The sequence below is a fragment of the Bradyrhizobium liaoningense genome, assembly GCF_018130825.1.
Classification (GTDB): Bacteria; Pseudomonadota; Alphaproteobacteria; order Rhizobiales; family Xanthobacteraceae; genus Bradyrhizobium; species Bradyrhizobium liaoningense_B.
Genome location: NZ_JAFCJS010000002.1, coordinates 747,951 through 766,725, shown reverse-complemented (window position 1 = coordinate 766,725; position 18,775 = coordinate 747,951). Strand labels below are relative to the sequence as shown.

Genomic DNA, 18,775 nt, shown 5'->3' with positions numbered 1-18,775 from the left:
TCGGCTTTTCCTGACGATTCGGCTTTCCGGCGCGGCATGTCGACTGGAAGACCATGAAGCTGCGCGACCTCCTAGGTCAGGATGTTTTGGGCAATGATGCCGCAATCGAGCCCGCCGTCGCGGCGCTCGAGGTGACGGGCGTTGCGCTCGACAGCCGCGTGGTCAGGCCGGGCGATCTCTTCTTTGCGCTGGCGGGCAGCAAGACCGACGGCGCTCGCTTCATCGATGCCGCAATTGCCGCAGGCGCAGTCGCCGTGGTCGGCGATCACGCGCCGGCCGCCTGCAAGGTTCCGTTCATCGCGGAGGCCAATCCGCGCCGGGCGCTGGCGCTGGCGGCGGCAAGATTCTTCCCGTCGCAGCCCGCGACGATCGCCGCGGTGACCGGCACCAGCGGCAAGACCTCGGTCGCCGCGTTCACGCGCCAGATCTGGGAGCGGCTCGGGCATGCCTCCGCCAGCATCGGCACCATCGGCCTCGTCTCGCCGAAACGCACCGTCTACGGCTCGCTGACCACGCCGGATCCGATCGCGCTGCATCGGCAGCTCAATGAGATCGCGCGTGAAGGCGTCACGCATCTCGCCTTCGAGGCGTCCTCGCACGGGCTCGACCAATATCGCCTTGACGGCGTGCGCGTCTCCGCCGGCGGCTTCACCAACCTCTCGCGCGACCACATGGATTATCATCCGACTGTCGCGCATTATCTAGCGGCAAAGCTCCGGCTGTTCCGCGAACTGATCCCACCGGGCGGTGCGGCCGTGATCTCGGCCGATCACGACTGCTCGGCGGAGGCGATGGAAGTGGCGAAGGCGCGCGGGCTGCGCGTGATGGCAGTCGGGCGCAACGGCAATGGGATAGGCGAGGGCATTCGTCTCACCGAGGCCGTGGTCGAAGGCTTTGCGCAAAAGCTGACGGTGCAACATCGCGGCAAGAGCTACGCGATCCGGCTGCCGCTGGTCGGTGAGTTCCAGATCGAGAATGCGCTGGTCTCGGCCGGCCTTGCCATAGGCACCGGCAGCGATGCCGCAAGCGTGTTTGCCAGCCTCGAGCATCTCGAAGGCGCCAAGGGCCGGCTCGAACGCGTCGGCGAGCGCAACGGCGCGCCGATCTTCGTCGACTACGCGCACAAGCCCGATGCGCTGGCGAAGGCGCTGCAGGCGCTGCGGCCCTATGCGAAGCGCAGGCTGATCGTCGTGTTCGGCGCCGGCGGCGACCGCGATGCCGGCAAGCGTCCGATCATGGGCGGGATCGCCGCCGAGAATGCCGACGGCGTCATCATCACCGACGACAATCCGCGTAGCGAGAAGCCGGAAGCGATCCGCGCTGCGATCCTCGCCACCGCCAAGGGCGCGCGTGAGATCGGCGACCGCGCCGAGGCCATTCGCGTGGCGATCGAGGAACTGGAAGACGGCGATGCGCTGCTGATCGCCGGCAAGGGACATGAGACCGGGCAGATCGTCGGCAGCGAAGTGCTGCCCTTCAGTGATCACGAGGCGGTCGCCGCCGCACTAGCGTCGAGGGTTGCATGAGCGCGCCAATATGGACGGTTGCCGAGGTCGCGCGTGCGCTTGGCGTGGCCGGATCATTCCCTGATACGCCGATCGACTTCGTCACCCAGGACAGCCGCCTGGTGAAGCCGGGCAGCCTGTTCGTCGCGCTCAGCGGCACGCCGAGCGGCGGCTTCATCTCGGCCTTCGCCAGCGTGCGCGACGGCTGGGAGTTCGCGGACAAGGCGGAAGCCGCGGGCGCGGTCGCGATGATCGTGCCGCACGAGATCGCAGGCGTCCGTGTTCCCCAGATCGTCGTGAAGGACACGCTGATTGACGGTCTCTGGGGCCTCGCGCGCGCCGCGCGCGCGCGCTTCAAGGGGCCGGTGATCGGCCTCACCGGCAGCGCCGGCAAGACCAGCACCAAGGAGTTTCTGGCGGCCTATCCCGACGCCTATGCGAGCCCCTCGAGCTTCAACAATTTCTGGGGCGTGCCGCTGACGCTGTGCAATGCGAAGGCGGATGCCAGCCTCTGGGTCGTCGAGATGGGCATGAACCAGACCGGCGAAATCGCGCGGCTCAGCGAACTCACGCGGCCGACGGTCGCGCTGGTCGTCAACGTCCAGCCCGTGCATCTGGAAAAGCTCGGCTCGCTCGAAGCCATCAGGCGCGAGAAGGTGTCGATCGCCGTCGGCCTGCCCGAGGACGGCGTGCTGGTGCTGCCCGCCGGGATCAAGGCGTCGGAGTGGAAGGGCAAGGTGGTGCGCTTCGGCGAGCATGCCGAGGTGCACGAAGTCGCGCACGCGCCGCACGGCGAGAGCTGGCAGGTCGTGGCCATGATCGGCAAGAAGGAGATCGCCTTCAGCCTGACCCCGGGCGCGCCGCACCGCGTCCAGAATGCGCTTGCCGCGCTTGCCTCGATCCGTGCCGCGAACCTCGATGCGGCGACGCTCGCGATCAAGCTCGACCGGGTCGGCATCATGACCGGCCGCGGCGTCGAGCAGGCGGTCGGCGGCATCACCGTGATCGACGACAGCTTCAACGGTAATCCGGCCAGCGTCGCTGCGGCGCTGCAGAGCCTGCAGGCACGCCATATGACTGGCGGCCGACGCATCGCGGTGCTCGGCGACATGCTGGAACTGGGCGATGACGCACCGAGCTACCACACCGGCCTCGCCAAGCATCTCGACGGTATCGACGGCGTCTATTGTGTCGGCCCCCTCATGCGTCATCTCTATGACGTGCTGCCATCAGGCAAGGGCCTCGGCTGGCATGACGATCCCGCCACGCTGAAGCCGGGCGAGGTCGCGAACCTGCTGCAGGCAGGCGATGTCGTGGTTGTCAAGGGCAGCAAGAAGATGTTCTGGGTCAACAAGTTTGTGCCGGGCCTAGTGGCCGCCTTGCAGGCAAAGGCGTAAACTGCTTGGAAGGCGCAGTTCCCAATCCCACCGTGTGCGGCACCAAGCCGTCCGTTGTCCCAGAGGTCGCCCGACCCATGATGAAGCGAATGCGCGTGAGGCAGGTCGGGGCCAGCAACAGGGCCGCGTGCGAAAGGCGTCATAGGACCGTCTGAATGTTTTACTGGCTGATCGAGCTCTCCAATACATTTCCGAGCCTGGGTGCGTTTCGCACCCTCCTGAACGTATTCCGCTACATCACCTTCCGCACCGGCGGCGCGATCGTCACCGGCGCGCTGTTCGTGTTCCTGTTCGGGCCCTGGATCATCGACCATTTGCGCATCCGTCAGGGCAAGGGCCAGCCGATCCGCGCTGACGGCCCGCAATCGCATCTGAGCAAGAAGGGCACGCCCACCATGGGCGGCCTGATGATCCTGTCGGGCCTCACGGTCGGCACGGTGCTGTGGGCCAATCCGCTCAACCCTTACGTCTGGATCGTGCTCGCCGTGACGCTCGGCTTCGGCTTCGTCGGCTTCTACGACGACTACCTCAAGGTGACCAAGCAGACCACGACCGGTTTCGGTGGCAAGCTCCGCCTGCTGATCGAGGCGGCGATCGCGCTGGTCGCCTGCTACGCGCTGGTGCGGCTGAACCGCGATCCCGCATCGACCGCGCTGACGGTTCCCTTCCTGAAGGACACCGTGCTGCATTTCGGCTGGTTCTTCGTCGTCTTCGGCGCCTTCGTCATCGTCGGTGCCGGCAACGCGGTGAACCTCACCGATGGTCTCGACGGCCTCGCCATCGTGCCCGTGATGATTGCGACCGCGAGCTTTGCGATGATCGCCTATCTCGCCGGCAACGCCGTGTTCGCCGATTATCTCCAGATCAAATATGTCGCTGGTACCGGCGAGCTCGCGGTGCTCTGCGGCGCGCTGTTGGGCGCCGGTCTCGGCTTCCTCTGGTTCAACGCGCCGCCGGCCTCGATCTTCATGGGCGACACCGGCTCGCTCGCGCTCGGCGGCATGCTGGGCGCGATCGCGGTCGCGGTGAAGCACGAGATCGTGCTCGCGGTGATCGGCGGCCTGTTCGTGCTGGAGGCGGTCTCCGTCATCGTGCAGGTGGTGTCGTTCAAGCTGACGGGTAAGCGCATCTTCCGCATGGCGCCGATCCATCACCATTTCGAGCAGCTCGGCTGGACCGAGCCGCAGATCGTGATCCGGTTCTGGATCATCTCGGTGATGCTGGCGCTCGCCGGCCTCTCCACGCTGAAGCTGCGCTGACGGTACCACGATGATCCCCGTCACATCCTTCGCCGGCAAGACGGTCGCCGTGTTCGGCCTCGGCGGCTCGGGGCTCGCCTCCTGCCATGCATTGAAGGCGGGTGGTGCCGAGGTGGTCGCCGCCGACGACAATGCCGAGAACGTCGCCAAGGCCGCGCAGGCCGGTTTCATCACCGCCGATTTGCGCAACGTCTCCTGGGCGAATTTCGTAGCCCTCGTGCTCGCGCCCGGCGTGCCGCTGACCCATCCGGTGCCGCACTGGAGCGTGCTGAAGGCGCGCGAGGCCGGCGTCGAGGTGATCGGCGACATCGAGCTGTTCTGCCGCGAGCGCCGGCGCCATGCGCCGAACGCGCCGTTCGTCGCCATCACCGGCACCAACGGCAAGTCGACCACGACGGCGCTGATCGCGCATCTCACGAAAGTCGCCGGCTACGACACCCAGATGGGCGGCAATATCGGCACCGCGATCCTGTCGCTGGAGCCGCCGCGCATGGGCCGCGTCCACGTCATCGAGATGTCGTCCTACCAGATCGATCTCACGCCCTCGCTCGATCCCTCCGTCGGCATCCTGCTCAATGTCAGCGAGGACCATATCGACCGCCACGGCACCGTCGAGCACTATGCCGCGGTGAAGGAGCGCCTCGTCGCGAACGTGCAGGCAGGCGGCACCTCGATCGTCGGCGTCGACGACGGCTATTGCCGCGATGTCGCCGACCGGCTCGATCGCGCCGGCAAGAACGTCGTGCGTATCTCGGTGAAGAACCCGCTCGCCACCGGCATTTATTTCGAGCACGGCAACATCTTGCGCGCCTCGGGCGGTGCCCGCAGCGAGGTCGCCGCGCTCGGCGGCATCGGGTCGCTGCGCGGTCTGCACAACGCGCAGAATGCGGCCTGTGCGGCCGCCGCCGCACTCGCGATGGGTATCAGCCTGGATGTGCTGCAGAACGGCCTGCGCAGCTTTCCCGGCCTTGCGCATCGCATGGAGCAGGTCGGGCGCCGCGGCAACGTGCTGTTCGTCAACGATTCCAAGGGCACCAATGCGGACGCCACCGCGCATGCGCTGTCGTCCTTTTCGGAGATCTTCTGGATCGCGGGCGGCAAGCCGAAGGCCGGCGGCATCACCAGCCTGACCTCTTTCTTCCCGCGCATCCGAAAAGCCTACCTGATCGGCGAGGCCGCGCAGGAGTTTGCCGGCACGCTCGGCACGGTCGCGCACGAGATCAGCCAGACGCTTGACGTCGCCGTCGAGCACGCCGCGCGCGATGCGGAAGCCTCAGGGCTTGCCGACGCCGTCGTGCTGCTCTCGCCGGCCTGCGCCTCGTTCGACCAGTACCGCAATTTCGAGATCCGCGGCGCGAAGTTCCGCGAACTGGTGCAGGCGCTGCCGGGTGTGAAGCCGGTGGTGTGAGGTGCGTAGGATGGGTAGAGCGAAGCGAAACCCATCGTCACTCCCACGGATTTGATGGGTTTCGCTTCGCTCTACCCATCCTACAATTCCAAACATCTGCAGTTCCTTAACCTCCCGGTAACCAACCTCGGCGACCAATGAACGGACCTCTGTCCGAAAGCGGCCGCCCATGCTCTCCCGTGAAGAACGCACCCCCTTTTCCGAGTGGTGGTGGACCGTCGACAAGCCGCTGATGGGCGCCATCCTGGCGCTGATGCTGACCGGCGTGATCCTGTCGCTGGCGGCGAGCCCGCCGGTTGCGACCCGCATCGGGCTTGATCCCTTCCACTTCTTCAGCCGCCACGTGATGTTCCTTCTCCCGTCCTGCCTGGTGCTGCTCGGGGTGTCCTTCCTGTCACCGCGGGCGATCCGTCGCTCGGCGTTGCTCATCTTCGCGGCCAGCATCATCCTGATCGTGCTGACGCTCGCGATCGGCCCTGAGGTGAAGGGCTCGCGGCGCTGGATCACGCTGCTCGGCGTCAACATCCAAGCCTCCGAAATCGCAAAGCCGTCCTTCGTCGTCATCGCGGCCTGGCTGTTTGCGGAATCGACCAAGCGGCCGGAGATGCCGGCAACCTCGATGGCGCTGGTGCTGCTGTTGATGCTGGTCTCGCTGCTGGTGATGGAGCCCGACTTCGGCCAGACCATGCTGATCCTGATGGTGTGGGGCTCGCTCTTCTTCATCGCGGGCATGCGCATGATCTGGGTGTTCGGTCTTGCCGGCGCCGCCGCAGCCGGCCTGTTCAGCGCCTATCTGTTCGTCCCGCACGTTGCGGGGCGCATCAAGCGCTTCATGAACCCGGCCTCGGGCGACACCTTCCAGGTCGATACCGCGATGGAGGCCTTCTACAACGGCGGCTGGCTCGGCCTCGGGCCGGGTGAGGGCATTGCAAAACGCAGCCTGCCGGACAGCCACACCGACTTCGTGTTCGCGGTCGCCGCCGAGGAGTTCGGCATCGTCCTGTGCCTCGCCATGCTGGCGCTGTTCGCCTTCGTCGTCATCCGCACGCTGTCGCGCGCCTATGCCAATGAGGACATGTTCTCGCGCTTCGCCGCTTCCGGCCTTGCGATCCTGTTCGGCGTGCAGGCGGCGATCAACATGTCGGTGAACCTGCAGCTCATCCCGGCCAAGGGCATGACGCTACCGTTCATCTCCTATGGCGGCTCCTCGATCGTCTCGCTCGCCTATGGCGTCGGCATGATGCTGGCGCTGACGCGGCTGCGTCCGCGCACCGAGGTCGAGGCCAGCGGCCACGCCGAGGCGATGCGAAGTTATGCGTAGCTCTTCGTAGTTGCGAGCGCAGCGAAGCAATCCAGAGGCCCCTCTGCGTAGCCCGGATGGAGCGAAGCGCAATCCGGGAAGGTCTATCCGCGAGGTGAGAACCCCGGATTACGCTTCGCTCCATCCGGGCTACGAATGCGTCTCGCCGGCTCGCATTGGCCGCTTTTTCCCTGTAAGTACGGCCTCCATGGACACTTCCCCCCTGATTCTTCTCGCCGCGGGCGGCACCGGCGGCCATCTGTTTCCGGCCGAGGCGCTCGGCGTCGAGTTGATCCGGCGCGGCTTTCGCGTCCGCCTCGTCACCGACGAGCGCGCGCTGCGCTACAGCGGGCTGTTCAGCAAGGACATGATCGACGTCGTCAGCAGCGAGACCGCGCGCGGCCGCAATCCGCTCCAGCTCGCCTATGCCGGCCTCACGCTCGCCGTCGGCACGCTCTCCGCCTACCGCCTGATCAAGCGATTGAAGCCGGCCGCCGTCGTCGGCTTCGGCGGCTATCCGACGCTGCCGCCGCTGGTCGCGGCGAAATTCGCCGGCGTGCCCGGCATCATCCACGACGCCAATGCGGTGCTCGGTCGCGCCAACCGGTTCCTGTCGAGCCGCGTGCGTGCCATCGCGACATCCTTGCCCGGCGTGCTCGATCGCGATCCGGCGCTGTCGGGCAAGACCACGACGGTCGGCACGCCGATGCGGCCCGCGATCCTCGCAGCAGCCGCCGTACAATACACGGCGCCCGAAACCAACGGTCCGCTGCGTCTGCTCGTCGTCGGCGGCAGCCAGGGCGCGCGCATCATGGCCGACATCGTCCCGGGCGCGATCGAGCGGCTCGAGCCTGCGCTGTGGAGCCGTCTCATCCTCACCCAGCAGGTGCGCGACGAGGACATGGCGCGTGTCCGCGCGGTCTACGACAAGCTCAAGATCAAGTTCGAGCTCGCGCCGTTCTTCACCGATCTGCCGGCGCGGCTCGCCTCCAACCATCTGATCGTGTCGCGCTCCGGCGCCGGCACCGTCGCCGAGCTCGCCGCAATCGGACGGCCCTCGATCCTGGTGCCGCTGCCGGGCTCGATCGACCAGGACCAGTTCGCCAATGCCGGCGTGCTGGCCAAGGTCGACGGCGCAATCCGCATCCCGCAGACCGAGTTCACCTCCGACCGCCTCGCCGCCGAAATCTCCGGCTTCGCCGCCGAACCGGCACGCCTTGCCGCGATGGCCACGGCGGCGAAGGGGGCAGGGCGGCTCGATGCCGCCGAGCGGCTGGCCGATCTGGTGGTCAAGGTCGCTGGAATCTGACGCGAAAAAGCCCTTGTCTTCGTCCTCCAAAGCGGGGCATCCAGTAGGAAGGGCGCGCGGCTGATTTGGCCGTGACCTTCGCCAGATGCCGCCTTTCCGGCGGCAAGGTCAGGGAACAGAGCATGAGACTGCCGCGCGAGATCGGACCCATCCACTTCGTCGGGATCGGCGGGATCGGCATGAGCGGCATCGCCGAGGTGCTGGTCAATCTCGGCTATGCCGTGCAGGGCTCGGACGCCTCCGACAATTACAATCTCGACCGTTTGCGCAAGAAGGGTGCGAAGGTTTCGGTCGGCCACAAGGCCGAGAATGTCGACGGCGCCGAAGTCGTCGTCGTCTCGACCGCGATCAAGCGCGACAATCCGGAACTGATGGCGGCGCGCGAGCGGCGCATTCCCGTGGTGCGCCGTGCCGAGATGCTGGCCGAGCTGATGCGGCTGAAGAGCTGCGTCGCGATTGCCGGCACTCACGGCAAGACGACCACGACCACGATGGTCGCGACGCTGCTCGATGCCGGCGGGCTCGATCCCACCGTCATCAACGGCGGCATCATCAACGCCTACGGCTCCAACGCGCGGCTCGGGGCCGGCGACTGGATGGTGGTCGAGGCCGACGAGAGCGACGGCACGTTCCTGAAGCTGCCGACGGACGTGGCGATCGTCACCAATGTCGACCCCGAGCATCTCGATCACTTCAAGACCTTCGACGCCGTGCAGGACGCGTTCCGGCATTTCGTCGAGAACCTGCCGTTCTACGGCTTTGCCGTGATGTGCATCGATCATCCCGTCGTGCAGAGCCTCGTCGGCAAGATCGAGGATCGCCGCATCATCACCTATGGCGAGAACCCGCAAGCGGACGCGCGGCTGGTCGATCTCACCGCGGGCGGTGGCGGCTCGAAGTTCAAGGTCGTGATCCGCGACCGCAAGACCGGCGCCACGCATGAGATCGCCGATCTCGCGCTGCCGATGCCGGGCCGGCACAACGCCTCGAATGCGACAGCCGCGATTGCGGTCGCTCACGCGCTCGGCGTTTCCGACGACAAGATCCGCAGCGCCATCGCAGGCTTCGGCGGTGTCAAACGCCGCTTCACCAAGACCGGCGAGTGGAACGGCGTCACCGTGATCGATGATTACGGCCATCACCCCGTGGAGATCGCGGCGGTGCTGAAAGCGGCGCGCGATTCCTACACCGGCAAGGTGATCGCCGTGGTGCAGCCGCACCGCTACACCCGCCTGCAATCGCTGTTCGAGGAATTCTGCACCTGCTTCAACGATGCCGACGCGGTCGTCGTCGCCGACGTCTATGCCGCGGGCGAAGCGCCGATCGAAGGCATCGACCGCGATCATTTCGTCGCGGGCCTGCGCGCGCATGGTCACCGCGAGGTGATCCCGCTGCCGGGCGCGACGGAGCTCGCCGGCATCGTCAAGGGATTGGCGAAGTCCGGCGATCTCGTCGTGTGCCTGGGCGCCGGCAACATCACGCAATGGGCGTATGCACTGCCCGGCGAATTGAAGGCGTTGGGGTAGGGCCGTGAGCTTCCCCGACATCACCCCCGCTCTCAAAGCCGCCATGCCCGACCTCCGCGGCCGGCTGCTGGCGAACCAGTCGCTGGCCGAGCTCACCTGGTTTCGCGTCGGCGGTCCCGCGCAGGTGCTGTTCACGCCGGCAGACGAGGACGATCTCGCTTATTTCCTCGCCCATCTTGCCGCCGACATTCCGGTCTATGTCATCGGCGTCGGCTCCAATTTGATCGTGCGCGACGGCGGCATTGCCGGCGTGGTGATCCGTCTTGCGCCGCGCGCCTTCGGCGAGGCGACCGCGAGTGGCGACATCGTCAGCGCAGGCACTGCCGCGCTCGACAAGCGCGTGGCGGAAGTGGCGGCGTCCGCCAATATCGGCGGACTCGAATTCTTTTTCGGCATCCCCGGCACCATCGGCGGCGCGCTGCGTATGAATGCCGGCGCCAATGGTGGCGAGACCAAGGACGTGCTGATCGAGGCGAGGGGCGTTGATCGCGACGGCACCAAGCACACCTTCTCCAACGCCGACATGAAGTTCGTCTATCGCAATAGCGGCGTCGATCCTTCCATCATCTTCACCTCCGCGCGTTTTCGCGGCGAGATCAGGGATGCTGAGGCGATCCGCGCGCGCATGGCGGAGGTGCAGAGCCACCGCGAGACCGCGCAGCCGATCCGCGAAAAGACCGGCGGCTCGACCTTCAAGAATCCGCCCGGCCATTCCGCCTGGAAGCTGGTCGATGCCGCCGGCTGCCGGGGCTTGCGCGTCGGTGGCGCGCAGGTGTCGGAGATGCACTGCAATTTCCTGATCAACACCGGCGATGCCACCGCCCACGACATCGAGACGCTGGGCGAGACCGTGCGTGAGCGCGTGAAGGCGAATTCCGGAATTGAGCTGCACTGGGAAATCAAGCGGATCGGGATTTCCGCGTGAGTGTCATTCCGGGGGCGCGAAGCGCAACCCGGAATCTCGTCATTCCGGGTTCGATGCTGCGCATCGCCCCGGAATGACTGATACAGACAGGTGACGGACTAGAGAACATGCGCATCACCATCCTCTTCGGCGGCTCCAATCGCGAGCGTCTGGTTTCGGTCGCCTCGGCGCAGGCGCTGCATCAGGCGCTGCCCGAGGCCGATCTCTGGTGGTGGGACATCGAGGACAAGGTGCATGTGGTGCAGTCCAGGCAGCTGCTCGAGCATGCCCGCCCGTTCGAGGACGAGTTCAAGCCCGGCACATCAGGCATTCCGCTCGCGCAGGCGCTCGACCGGGCCAAGGCGGAAGATCGCGTGCTGGTGCTCGGCCTGCATGGCGGGCGCGCGGAGAACGGCGAATTGCAGTTGATGTGCGAGGCGCGCGGCGTGCCGTTCACCGGCTCGGGCTCGGCCTCCTCGCATCTCGCCTTCGACAAGATCGCCGCCAAGCATTTCGCCGCGCTCGGCGGCCTCACGCCGCCGGCCAACGTCGCGCTCGACAACATTGACGAGGCCTTCGCCGAATATGGCCGGCTGATCGCAAAGCCTGCGCGCGACGGATCGAGCTACGGCCTGATCTTCGTCAACGCCAAGCAGGATCTCGTCGCCGTCCGCAATGCGGCCAAGCACGAAGAGTACGTGATCGAGCCCTACATCGCCGGCGTGGAGGCGACCTGCGGCGTGCTGGAGCGCACCGATGGCTCGATCATCGCGCTGCCGCCGATCGAGATCATTCCGGGCGAGGGCAATTTCGACTACGCCGCGAAATATCTGTTGAAGTCGACCCAGGAGATCTGCCCCGGTCGTTTCGCCCCCGAGATCACCGCTGCGCTGAGGGAGCAGGCGATGCTGGCGCACCGGGCGATGTCCTGCACCGGCTATTCCCGGTCGGACTTCATCGTCTCGGAGAGGGGCCTGGTCTATCTCGAAACCAACACGCTGCCCGGGCTGACCAAGTCCTCGCTCTACCCCAAGGCGCTGAAAGCCGAGGGCATCGACTTCGTCGACTTCCTGCGCGGCCTGGTCGAGCTCGCCGATCGGGGCGTGCGGAAATAATTAGGACTGGTTAACGGCTGGACGGGCGAAACGGCCCGGTTTGGGGCCCAAATCCGGTAAAATGCCGGACATCGCGGCATAAATGCCTCACATGGCTGGGCAAAAAGCGTCTGGCGTTAACGAAGTTTACCTTTTGTTTACCAGGACATCCGAAGGTTAACGCTGGCGGCGCATATGGCGCTTTGGCTGCCGGCGCGTGAGCTGTGGCGGGTGATGTCACCTCCAGCGAACGCTTTGAAGGGGAGAGGCTTCTTCTGCTGAAGACCAGCACCCGGCCCGGCACCGAGACGTCATGTTCGCCAGGATCCGCGCGATGTCGCGGGCAAACTGTTGACGAGCTCGTGCAATGGATGGAGCAGGAAGCCTCACCCGGTCGCTTTTCAGATCGCTGAGGCCCCAAGCTGACCTGAAGGCGGCCGCTATCGGAGCGGTCGTGCTTCTGCGCGAGTGGGTGCAGGACAAGCGCGAGGAGAAGCGCGCTGCCGCCAGGATCAAGACCAAAGCCAGGGCCAAGGCCGTCGTCGAGCGCGAGCCGCCGCCGCGCGTGGTCGCGCTGGTCGAGCGCTATGCGCCGCGCCGGGTCGGGATCGCCATGACTGCGCTGCTCCTGATCGGAAGCTGCGGCTTCGGCATCGTCAGGGGCGGCCATCTCCAGGATTTCATCACGGCGGTCAGCGACGCCCGCAACGCCATGGCGAATTCCGCCGGCTTCCGCATCACCTCCGTGGTGATCAACGGCCGCAAGCAGCTCACCCAGGACGAGATCCTCGCGATCGGCGGCGTCAGCGGCCGCTCCTCGCTGCTGTTCCTCGACGCCGACGTCGTGCGCGAGAAGCTCAAGGCCAATCCCTGGATCGCGGATGCGACTGTGCTGAAGCTCTATCCGGGCCGGCTCATGATCGACATCACCGAGCGCCAGGCCTTCGCGCTGTGGCAGGAGGGCGGCCGCCTCTCCGTCATCGCCGACGACGGCGCCGTGCTCGAACCCTATGTCTCGCGCCGCTTCCTGTCGCTGCCGCTCGTGGTCGGCAAGGGCGCCGATACCCAGGCCCGCGATTTCCTGGCGCTGCTGGCGCGCTATCCGCAGGTCAATGCGGTGACCAAGGCCGCGGTCTATGTCGGCGAGCGGCGCTGGAACCTGAGGCTGAAGGACGGCCTCGACATCCGCCTGCCCGAGCAGGACGTCGGCAACGCGCTTGCGATGCTGTCGAGGCTCGACAAGGAGGACCGGCTGTTCTCCCGCGACATCGTCGCCGTCGACATGCGCCTGCCCGATCGGCTGGTGGTGCAGCTGTCCGACGACGCCGCCAAGGCGCGCGAGGAGCAGTTCAAGGACAAGAAGAAAAAGAAGGCCGGGGACGCTGCATGACCGGTCTTGATCGCACCCAGACGCCGAAGACGCGCCAGATGCCGCACAAGCGTGGCGGCCTCGTCGCCTGCCTCGACATCGGCACCAGCAAGATCGCCTGCATGATCGCGCGGCTGAAGCCGTCGGCGCCGAGCGACGCCTTGCGCGGCCGCACCCACGCGGTGGAATTGATCGGCTACAGCCAGATCCAGGCGCGCGGCATGAAGGCCGGCGCGGTGATCGATCTCGGTGAATGCGAGCAGGCGGTGCGCCAGGCCGTCGCGTTGGCTGAGAAGATGGCCAAGGTGCGGGTCGAGTCCGTGCTGCTGTCGGTCTCGGGCGGCCGTCTCTCCGGCCAGCTGGTCGAAGCCGCCGCTGACATCCGCGGCGGCGCCGTGACTCCGGCCGATGTCAGCCGCGTCACCTCCACCGGCATGCGCCATGCCACCGGCGAGGGCCGCACCGTTCTGCACGCGCTGCCGGTCGGCTACACGCTCGACGGCGTCAAGGGTATCCGCGATCCCCGCGGCATGGTCGCACATCAGTTCGGCGTCGACATGAACGTCGTCACTTGCGATGCCACCGTGGCTCGGAACCTGATGCTCGCGGTCGAGCGCTGCCACATCAATGTCGAAGCCATGGCGGCGAGCCCTTATGTCGCCGGCTTGTCGGTGTTGACTGACGATGAGGCCGATCTCGGCGCGGCCGTCGTCGAGATGGGCGCCGGCACCACGACGATTGCGGTCTATTCCGGCGGCCGTTTCGTGCATGCGGCGGGTTTTGCGGTCGGCGGGCAACACATCACGATGGATCTTGCGCGCGGACTCTCCGCGACCATTGCCGATGCCGAGCGAATCAAGACTTTATACGGGACGGTCATCACCGGTGGATCGGACTCGCGTGAGCTGATGTCTGTACCGACAGCCGGTGACGAGCAGGATCTGCCGCAGATCGTTTCCCGCGCTACCATCGCCAATATCGTCAAGCACCGTGCCGAGGAAATCTTCGAAATGGTCCGGGACCGGCTGAAGGATTCGCCCTTCGCGTCAGAGCCCAACGGCCGTGTCGTGCTCTCGGGTGGTGCCTCGCAACTGACCGGTCTCGTCGAACTCGGAACACAAATTCTCGGCCGGCCCGTGCGGGTCGGACGTCCCCTTGGCTTTGGCCGGCTGCCCAACGAGGCGAAGAACGCCGCGTTCGCGGTGCCGGCCGGACTCCTCGTCTACCCGCAATATGTTCACCAGGAACATGTCGAACCGCGGCATACGCGGCAGCAGGTCAAGACAGGGACCGGCGGTTATTTTGGAAAGGTTGGACGATGGCTACGCGAGGGCTTCTGATGACTCCTTTCCGCAATTTCCCATTTTCACCAACTCCCGCGGCCGCCGGCCGGGGCGAACCCACGCGCGCGTGATCGAGAGGCAACCATGACCATCAGCATCAATGTTCCTGATATTCACGAACTGAAGCCCCGGATCACCGTGTTCGGCGTCGGCGGCGCCGGCGGCAACGCCGTCAACAACATGATCACGGCGGGCCTGCAGGGCGTCGACTTCGTGGTCGCCAATACCGACGCGCAGGCGCTGACGATGTCGAAGGCGCAGCGCATCGTGCAGATGGGGACCGCGGTCACGCAGGGCCTCGGCGCGGGTTCGCAGCCGAACGTCGGCGCCGCGGCGGCGGAAGAGGTGATCGACGAGCTGCGCGACCATCTCTCGGGCGCCAACATGGTGTTCGTCACCGCCGGCATGGGCGGCGGCACCGGCACCGGTGCTGCTCCCGTGATTGCCAAGACCGCGCGCGACATGGGCATCCTCACCGTGGGCGTCGTCACCAAGCCGTTCCACTTCGAGGGCGGCCGCCGCATGCGCACCGCCGAAGCCGGCATCAACGAGCTGCACAAGGTCGTGGACACGCTCCTGATCATCCCGAACCAGAACCTGTTCCGGGTCGCCAACGAGAAGACGACCTTCGCCGACGCCTTCGCGATGGCCGATCAGGTGCTCTATTCGGGCGTTGCCTGCATCACCGACCTGATGGTCAAGGAAGGCCTGATCAACCTCGACTTCGCCGACGTCCGCGCCGTGATGCGGGAGATGGGCAAGGCGATGATGGGCACCGGCGAAGCCTCCGGCGACAAGCGCGCGCTGACGGCCGCCGAGGCCGCGATCGCCAATCCGCTGATCGACGATAGCTCGATGAAGGGCGCCAAGGGCCTCCTCATCTCCATCACCGGCGGCAAGGACCTCACGCTGTTCGAGGTTGACGAAGCTGCGACCCGCATCCGCGAGGAAGTTGACCAGGACGCCAACATCATCGTCGGCGCCACCTTCGACGAAGCCCTCGACGGCCTGATCCGCGTCTCGGTCGTCGCCACCGGCATCGAGCAGGCCGCAATCGCCCGCAACAGCCAGGCGACCTCCGCTCCGGTCGCGAACGCGGCGCCGCAGGTGCACCAGGCTCCCGCAGCTCCGGCCGCTGTCGCCGAGAGCCGTCTCGCCGACCTTACCGCGCGTCTGCGCGCCGACAACCAGCGCCTGGCCGAGCGCGCCCAGAAGCTGGAAGCCCAGATCCCGGCGGCCGCGCCGGCTCCGGCTGCTCCGGTCGCGCCGCGGGCGAACGTCGAGCGCGCGGCGCTCGCCGCCATCGCGGCTGCCGTTGCCGAGGTCCCGCAGGCGCCCGCGCCGCAGACCTATGGCGACGTCACCGTGCGGCCGATCGCACAGAAGCCGACCCTGTTCCCGGAGCCTGACATGGCCCCGGTCGCGATGCAGGAGCCGATGACGCCGGAAAACTTCATCCCGCCGCAGGCCGAGCGTCCGCCGGTCCGTGCACCGCGGATGCCGCGGATCGAGGAACTGCCGATGCCGGCCCAGGCCGAGATTCGTCAGGCCCGCGGCGAGGTGGAGGAAGAGGCCCCGCAGAAGACCCGCCTGTCGCTGCTGCAGCGCCTCGCCAATGTCGGCCTTGGCCGCCGCGAGGAGGAGAGCGAGCCGCCGGTGGCCGCTCGCACCACCGGCCCCGCCATGCCGCCGCTGCCCGAGCGCCGGCCGCAGAAGACGGTGGCGCAGCAGATTGCGGCCAGCGAGCCGGTATCGGAGTATGCCCGGCGTCCCGCGCCGCAGGGCCTCGATATGCATGGCCGCCCCGCGCCTGTTGCGCCGGCGCCACAGGGTGACGACCATCTTGATATCCCGGCCTTCCTGCGGCGGCAGGCGACCTGAGGATTGTTACAATAAGGCAGACGAAAAAAGGTCCCGGCGACAGGCTTGCCGGGACCTTTCCTTTTCTCCCGGGAAGACCCGGATTGCACAGTCAAGCAACTGATTTTAAATCATTAATTACATATTTGGTGGTTCACTAAAACCGCCGGCATCGGCCCAAAACCTCGGCGCAATTTGGTTAAGCCTTGGCGCGAATACGGCAGGTTTGGGGTAACAATCGGTAAAAAACCGTGAGTTGGCGCTGTTTGAGGCAGCAACTATGGTTTGCCGTGACTTGGGGATACGGATTCGCACGACGGTCTAGGCCGATCGGTCGGGTCGAGTATAAGTCGCAATGGGTCGTAGTGGGGCGGGTTCCTGATGAAATTTAGCCGGCAAACAACGCTTCGTGCGCAAGCCACCGTGGCAGGCGTCGGCGTTCACTCCGGTCTTCCCGTCACTCTCACGCTTGGGCCTGCGCCTATCGACGCGGGTTTTATTTTTGTCCGGACCGGCCTCGAGGGAAGTGACCGCGAAGTTCAGGCGACCGCCGACCAGGTAATCGCGACCGACCTTGCCACCGTCCTCGGCGACCGTAACGGTCCGCTGGTCTCCACCGCCGAGCATGTGCTTGCTGCGCTGCGGGGCATGGGCGTGGACAATGCCACGATCGAGCTCGACGGGCCGGAAGTGCCGATCATGGACGGCAGCGCCGCGGCGTTCATTGCTGCCATCGACCAGGCCGGCATCGTCACCCAGTCTGCGCAGCGCCGCTTCATCCAGGTTTTGAAGCCGATCTCGGTCAAGATCGGCGACTCCTTCGGCGAGATCCGGCCCTATGCCAACGGGTTCCGCGCCGAGGTCGAGATCGACTTCACCAATCCCGTCATCGGTCAGCAGAGCTACGCGCTCGAGCTCAACCCGGAACGTTTCCGTCGCGAAGTCGGCCGCGCCCGGACCTTCGGTCTGATGTGCGACGTCGCCCGGCTCTGGAGCGCGGGTTATGCCCTCGGCGCCTCTTTCGACAACACCGTCGTGTTCGACGAGGAGCGGCTGCTCAACACCGAGGGCCTGCGCTACGCCGACGAATGTGCCCGCCACAAGGTGCTGGACGTGATCGGCGACCTCGCGCTGGCTGGCCTGCCGCTGCTTGGCGCCTACCGTTCGGTCCGCGGCGGCCACAAGCTCAACCACGCCGTCCTGACCGCTCTGCTTGCCGACCGTACCGCCTGGCGCGTGGTCGAGGGCGAGGCGGTGCGTCGCACCACCCGTCCGGTGGGCGAAGTCGGTCGCGGCATTGTCGGCGGCCGGATCGCCGCGGCCTACGGGCCCGACGTCTCCTGAAGGGATCTGCCGCCGCGGGCAGGGCAACCTGCCCCGGGAAACTCCTGGTAACCATGATCGGCTAGCATTGCGGCAGGTTCGCCTTAATCCGGGCGAAATGCCTGCCTATCCGGTTGTTAACGATCGTTTTTGGATACATCGGCGTGGGCGCATGGCAGGCACCACGGCACCATTTCGCGCCCATGACGGGATTCATGGGCTGGCGGGTACTGCATCACAGGGCGTCAGGGCAAAACTCATGTCGGCACAGCGTATGACGCGCGGATCTCTTTCGATTTCGCCAAAGGCCTCGATTGCGGCCCGTGGGCTGCTCCAGGCTGCCACTCTCTTCTTGCTCGCGCTGCCGCTGGCCGGCTGCGGCACCGGCGATCTCTGGGACAAGTTCACCGCCAAGGACGACACCTTCGTCGAGGAGCCCGCCGACAAGATCTACAATGAGGGCCTGTACCTCATGAACGAGAAGAAGGACATGAAGGCGGCGAACAAGAAGTTCGAGGAGGTCGACCGCCAGCATCCTTATTCTGACTGGGCCCGCAAATCGCTGCTGATGTCGGCCTATGCCTCCTACCAGGGCGGCGACTATGACGGCTGCATCGGCGCTGCCACGCGCTACGTCACGCTGCACCCCGGCAGCCCGGATGCGGCCTATGCGCAGTACCTGATCGCCGCCTCGCATTACGACCAGATCCCGGACATCAGCCGCGACCAGAGCCGCACCGAGAAGGCGATCGCCTCGCTGGAAGAGGTGGTGCGCAAATATCCGACGTCCGAATATGCGACCTCCGCCAAGGCCAAGATCGAGGGCGCCCGCGACCAGCTCGCCGGCAAGGAAATGAACGTCGGCCGCTACTACGCGCAGAAGCGCGACTACACCGCCGCGATCAACCGCTACAAGGCCGTCGTCACCCAGTACCAGACCACGCGCCATGTCGAGGAGGCGCTCTACCGGCTGACCGAAGCCTATATGGCGATCGGCATCGTCGGGGAGGCACAGACCGCAGCCGCCGTGCTCGGGCACAATTTTCCTGACAGCCGCTGGTACAAGGACGCCTATAATCTTGTAAAATCGGGTGGTCTCGAACCGAGCGAGAATCAGGGGTCCTGGATCAGCAAGACCTTCAAGAAGATGGGCCTCGGCTAGGAAATTTTGGGGTTCC

At 66.1% G+C, this 18,775-nt stretch carries 14 protein-coding genes; all 14 read left to right on the top strand.

What is annotated here, in order from left to right; genetic code table 11:
• The first annotated feature begins 53 nt into the window (after nucleotides 1-53).
• The 14 genes from JQ603_RS11975 to JQ603_RS11910 all read left to right on the top strand — a co-directional run bounded on the left by JQ603_RS11975 (nucleotide 54) and on the right by JQ603_RS11910 (nucleotide 18,759).
• Entirely contained in the window at nucleotides 54-1,526 is a 1,473-nt protein-coding gene (locus JQ603_RS11975) for a UDP-N-acetylmuramoyl-L-alanyl-D-glutamate--2,6-diaminopimelate ligase (RefSeq protein ID WP_212339667.1), read from the top strand.
• Nucleotides 1,523-2,902: a UDP-N-acetylmuramoyl-tripeptide--D-alanyl-D-alanine ligase gene (locus JQ603_RS11970; protein WP_212339666.1), complete on the top strand. Its 1,380-nt coding sequence runs from the start codon at nucleotides 1,523-1,525 to the stop codon at nucleotides 2,900-2,902. Before JQ603_RS11975 ends, JQ603_RS11970 begins: the two co-directional genes overlap by 4 nt.
• Nucleotides 2,903-3,057: 155 nt before the next feature.
• The gene (mraY, locus tag JQ603_RS11965) at nucleotides 3,058-4,161 is read left to right on the top strand and encodes a phospho-N-acetylmuramoyl-pentapeptide-transferase (protein WP_018640940.1); all 1,104 of its coding nucleotides are present in this window, start codon (nucleotides 3,058-3,060) and stop codon (nucleotides 4,159-4,161) included.
• A gap of 10 nt (nucleotides 4,162-4,171) precedes the next feature.
• Nucleotides 4,172-5,569, top strand: a complete 1,398-nt coding sequence (murD, locus tag JQ603_RS11960) for a UDP-N-acetylmuramoyl-L-alanine--D-glutamate ligase (protein WP_212339665.1) — start codon at nucleotides 4,172-4,174, stop codon at nucleotides 5,567-5,569.
• Nucleotides 5,570-5,738: 169 nt separating this feature from the next.
• Nucleotides 5,739-6,890 (top strand): putative lipid II flippase FtsW, encoded by a 1,152-nt coding sequence (gene ftsW / locus JQ603_RS11955; protein WP_212339664.1) that lies wholly within the window; start codon nucleotides 5,739-5,741, stop codon nucleotides 6,888-6,890.
• A 187-nt stretch (nucleotides 6,891-7,077) separates the two neighbouring features.
• Nucleotides 7,078-8,178, top strand: coding sequence for an undecaprenyldiphospho-muramoylpentapeptide beta-N-acetylglucosaminyltransferase (gene murG / locus JQ603_RS11950; protein WP_212339663.1), 1,101 nt, complete (start codon nucleotides 7,078-7,080; stop codon nucleotides 8,176-8,178).
• A 122-nt stretch (nucleotides 8,179-8,300) separates the two neighbouring features.
• Nucleotides 8,301-9,704: a UDP-N-acetylmuramate--L-alanine ligase gene (murC, locus tag JQ603_RS11945; RefSeq protein WP_212339662.1), complete on the top strand. Its 1,404-nt coding sequence runs from the start codon at nucleotides 8,301-8,303 to the stop codon at nucleotides 9,702-9,704.
• Between the two features lie 4 nt (nucleotides 9,705-9,708).
• Entirely contained in the window at nucleotides 9,709-10,629 is a 921-nt protein-coding gene (gene murB, locus JQ603_RS11940) for a UDP-N-acetylmuramate dehydrogenase (protein WP_212339661.1), read from the top strand.
• 107 nt (nucleotides 10,630-10,736) lie between these two features.
• Nucleotides 10,737-11,723, top strand: a complete 987-nt coding sequence (locus JQ603_RS11935) for a D-alanine--D-alanine ligase family protein (RefSeq protein WP_212339660.1) — start codon at nucleotides 10,737-10,739, stop codon at nucleotides 11,721-11,723.
• A gap of 346 nt (nucleotides 11,724-12,069) precedes the next feature.
• Nucleotides 12,070-13,092 carry a cell division protein FtsQ/DivIB gene (locus JQ603_RS11930; protein WP_212339659.1) on the top strand — a complete coding sequence of 341 codons (1,023 nt, stop codon included), beginning with the start codon at nucleotides 12,070-12,072 and terminating at the stop codon, nucleotides 13,090-13,092.
• A complete protein-coding gene (ftsA, locus tag JQ603_RS11925) occupies nucleotides 13,089-14,411 on the top strand; it encodes a cell division protein FtsA (protein ID WP_212339658.1) in 1,323 nt (440 codons plus the stop codon). The genes JQ603_RS11930 and ftsA overlap by 4 nt, the downstream gene beginning before the upstream one ends.
• 87 nt (nucleotides 14,412-14,498) lie before the next feature.
• The gene (gene ftsZ / locus JQ603_RS11920; protein ID WP_212339657.1) at nucleotides 14,499-16,295 is read left to right on the top strand and encodes a cell division protein FtsZ; all 1,797 of its coding nucleotides are present in this window, start codon (nucleotides 14,499-14,501) and stop codon (nucleotides 16,293-16,295) included.
• 360 nt (nucleotides 16,296-16,655) lie between these two features.
• Nucleotides 16,656-17,618, top strand: a complete 963-nt coding sequence (lpxC, locus tag JQ603_RS11915; protein WP_212339656.1) for a UDP-3-O-acyl-N-acetylglucosamine deacetylase — start codon at nucleotides 16,656-16,658, stop codon at nucleotides 17,616-17,618.
• 238 nt (nucleotides 17,619-17,856) lie between these two features.
• Nucleotides 17,857-18,759, top strand: coding sequence for an outer membrane protein assembly factor BamD (locus JQ603_RS11910; protein ID WP_212339655.1), 903 nt, complete (start codon nucleotides 17,857-17,859; stop codon nucleotides 18,757-18,759).
• Nucleotides 18,760-18,775: the final 16 nt, after the last annotated feature.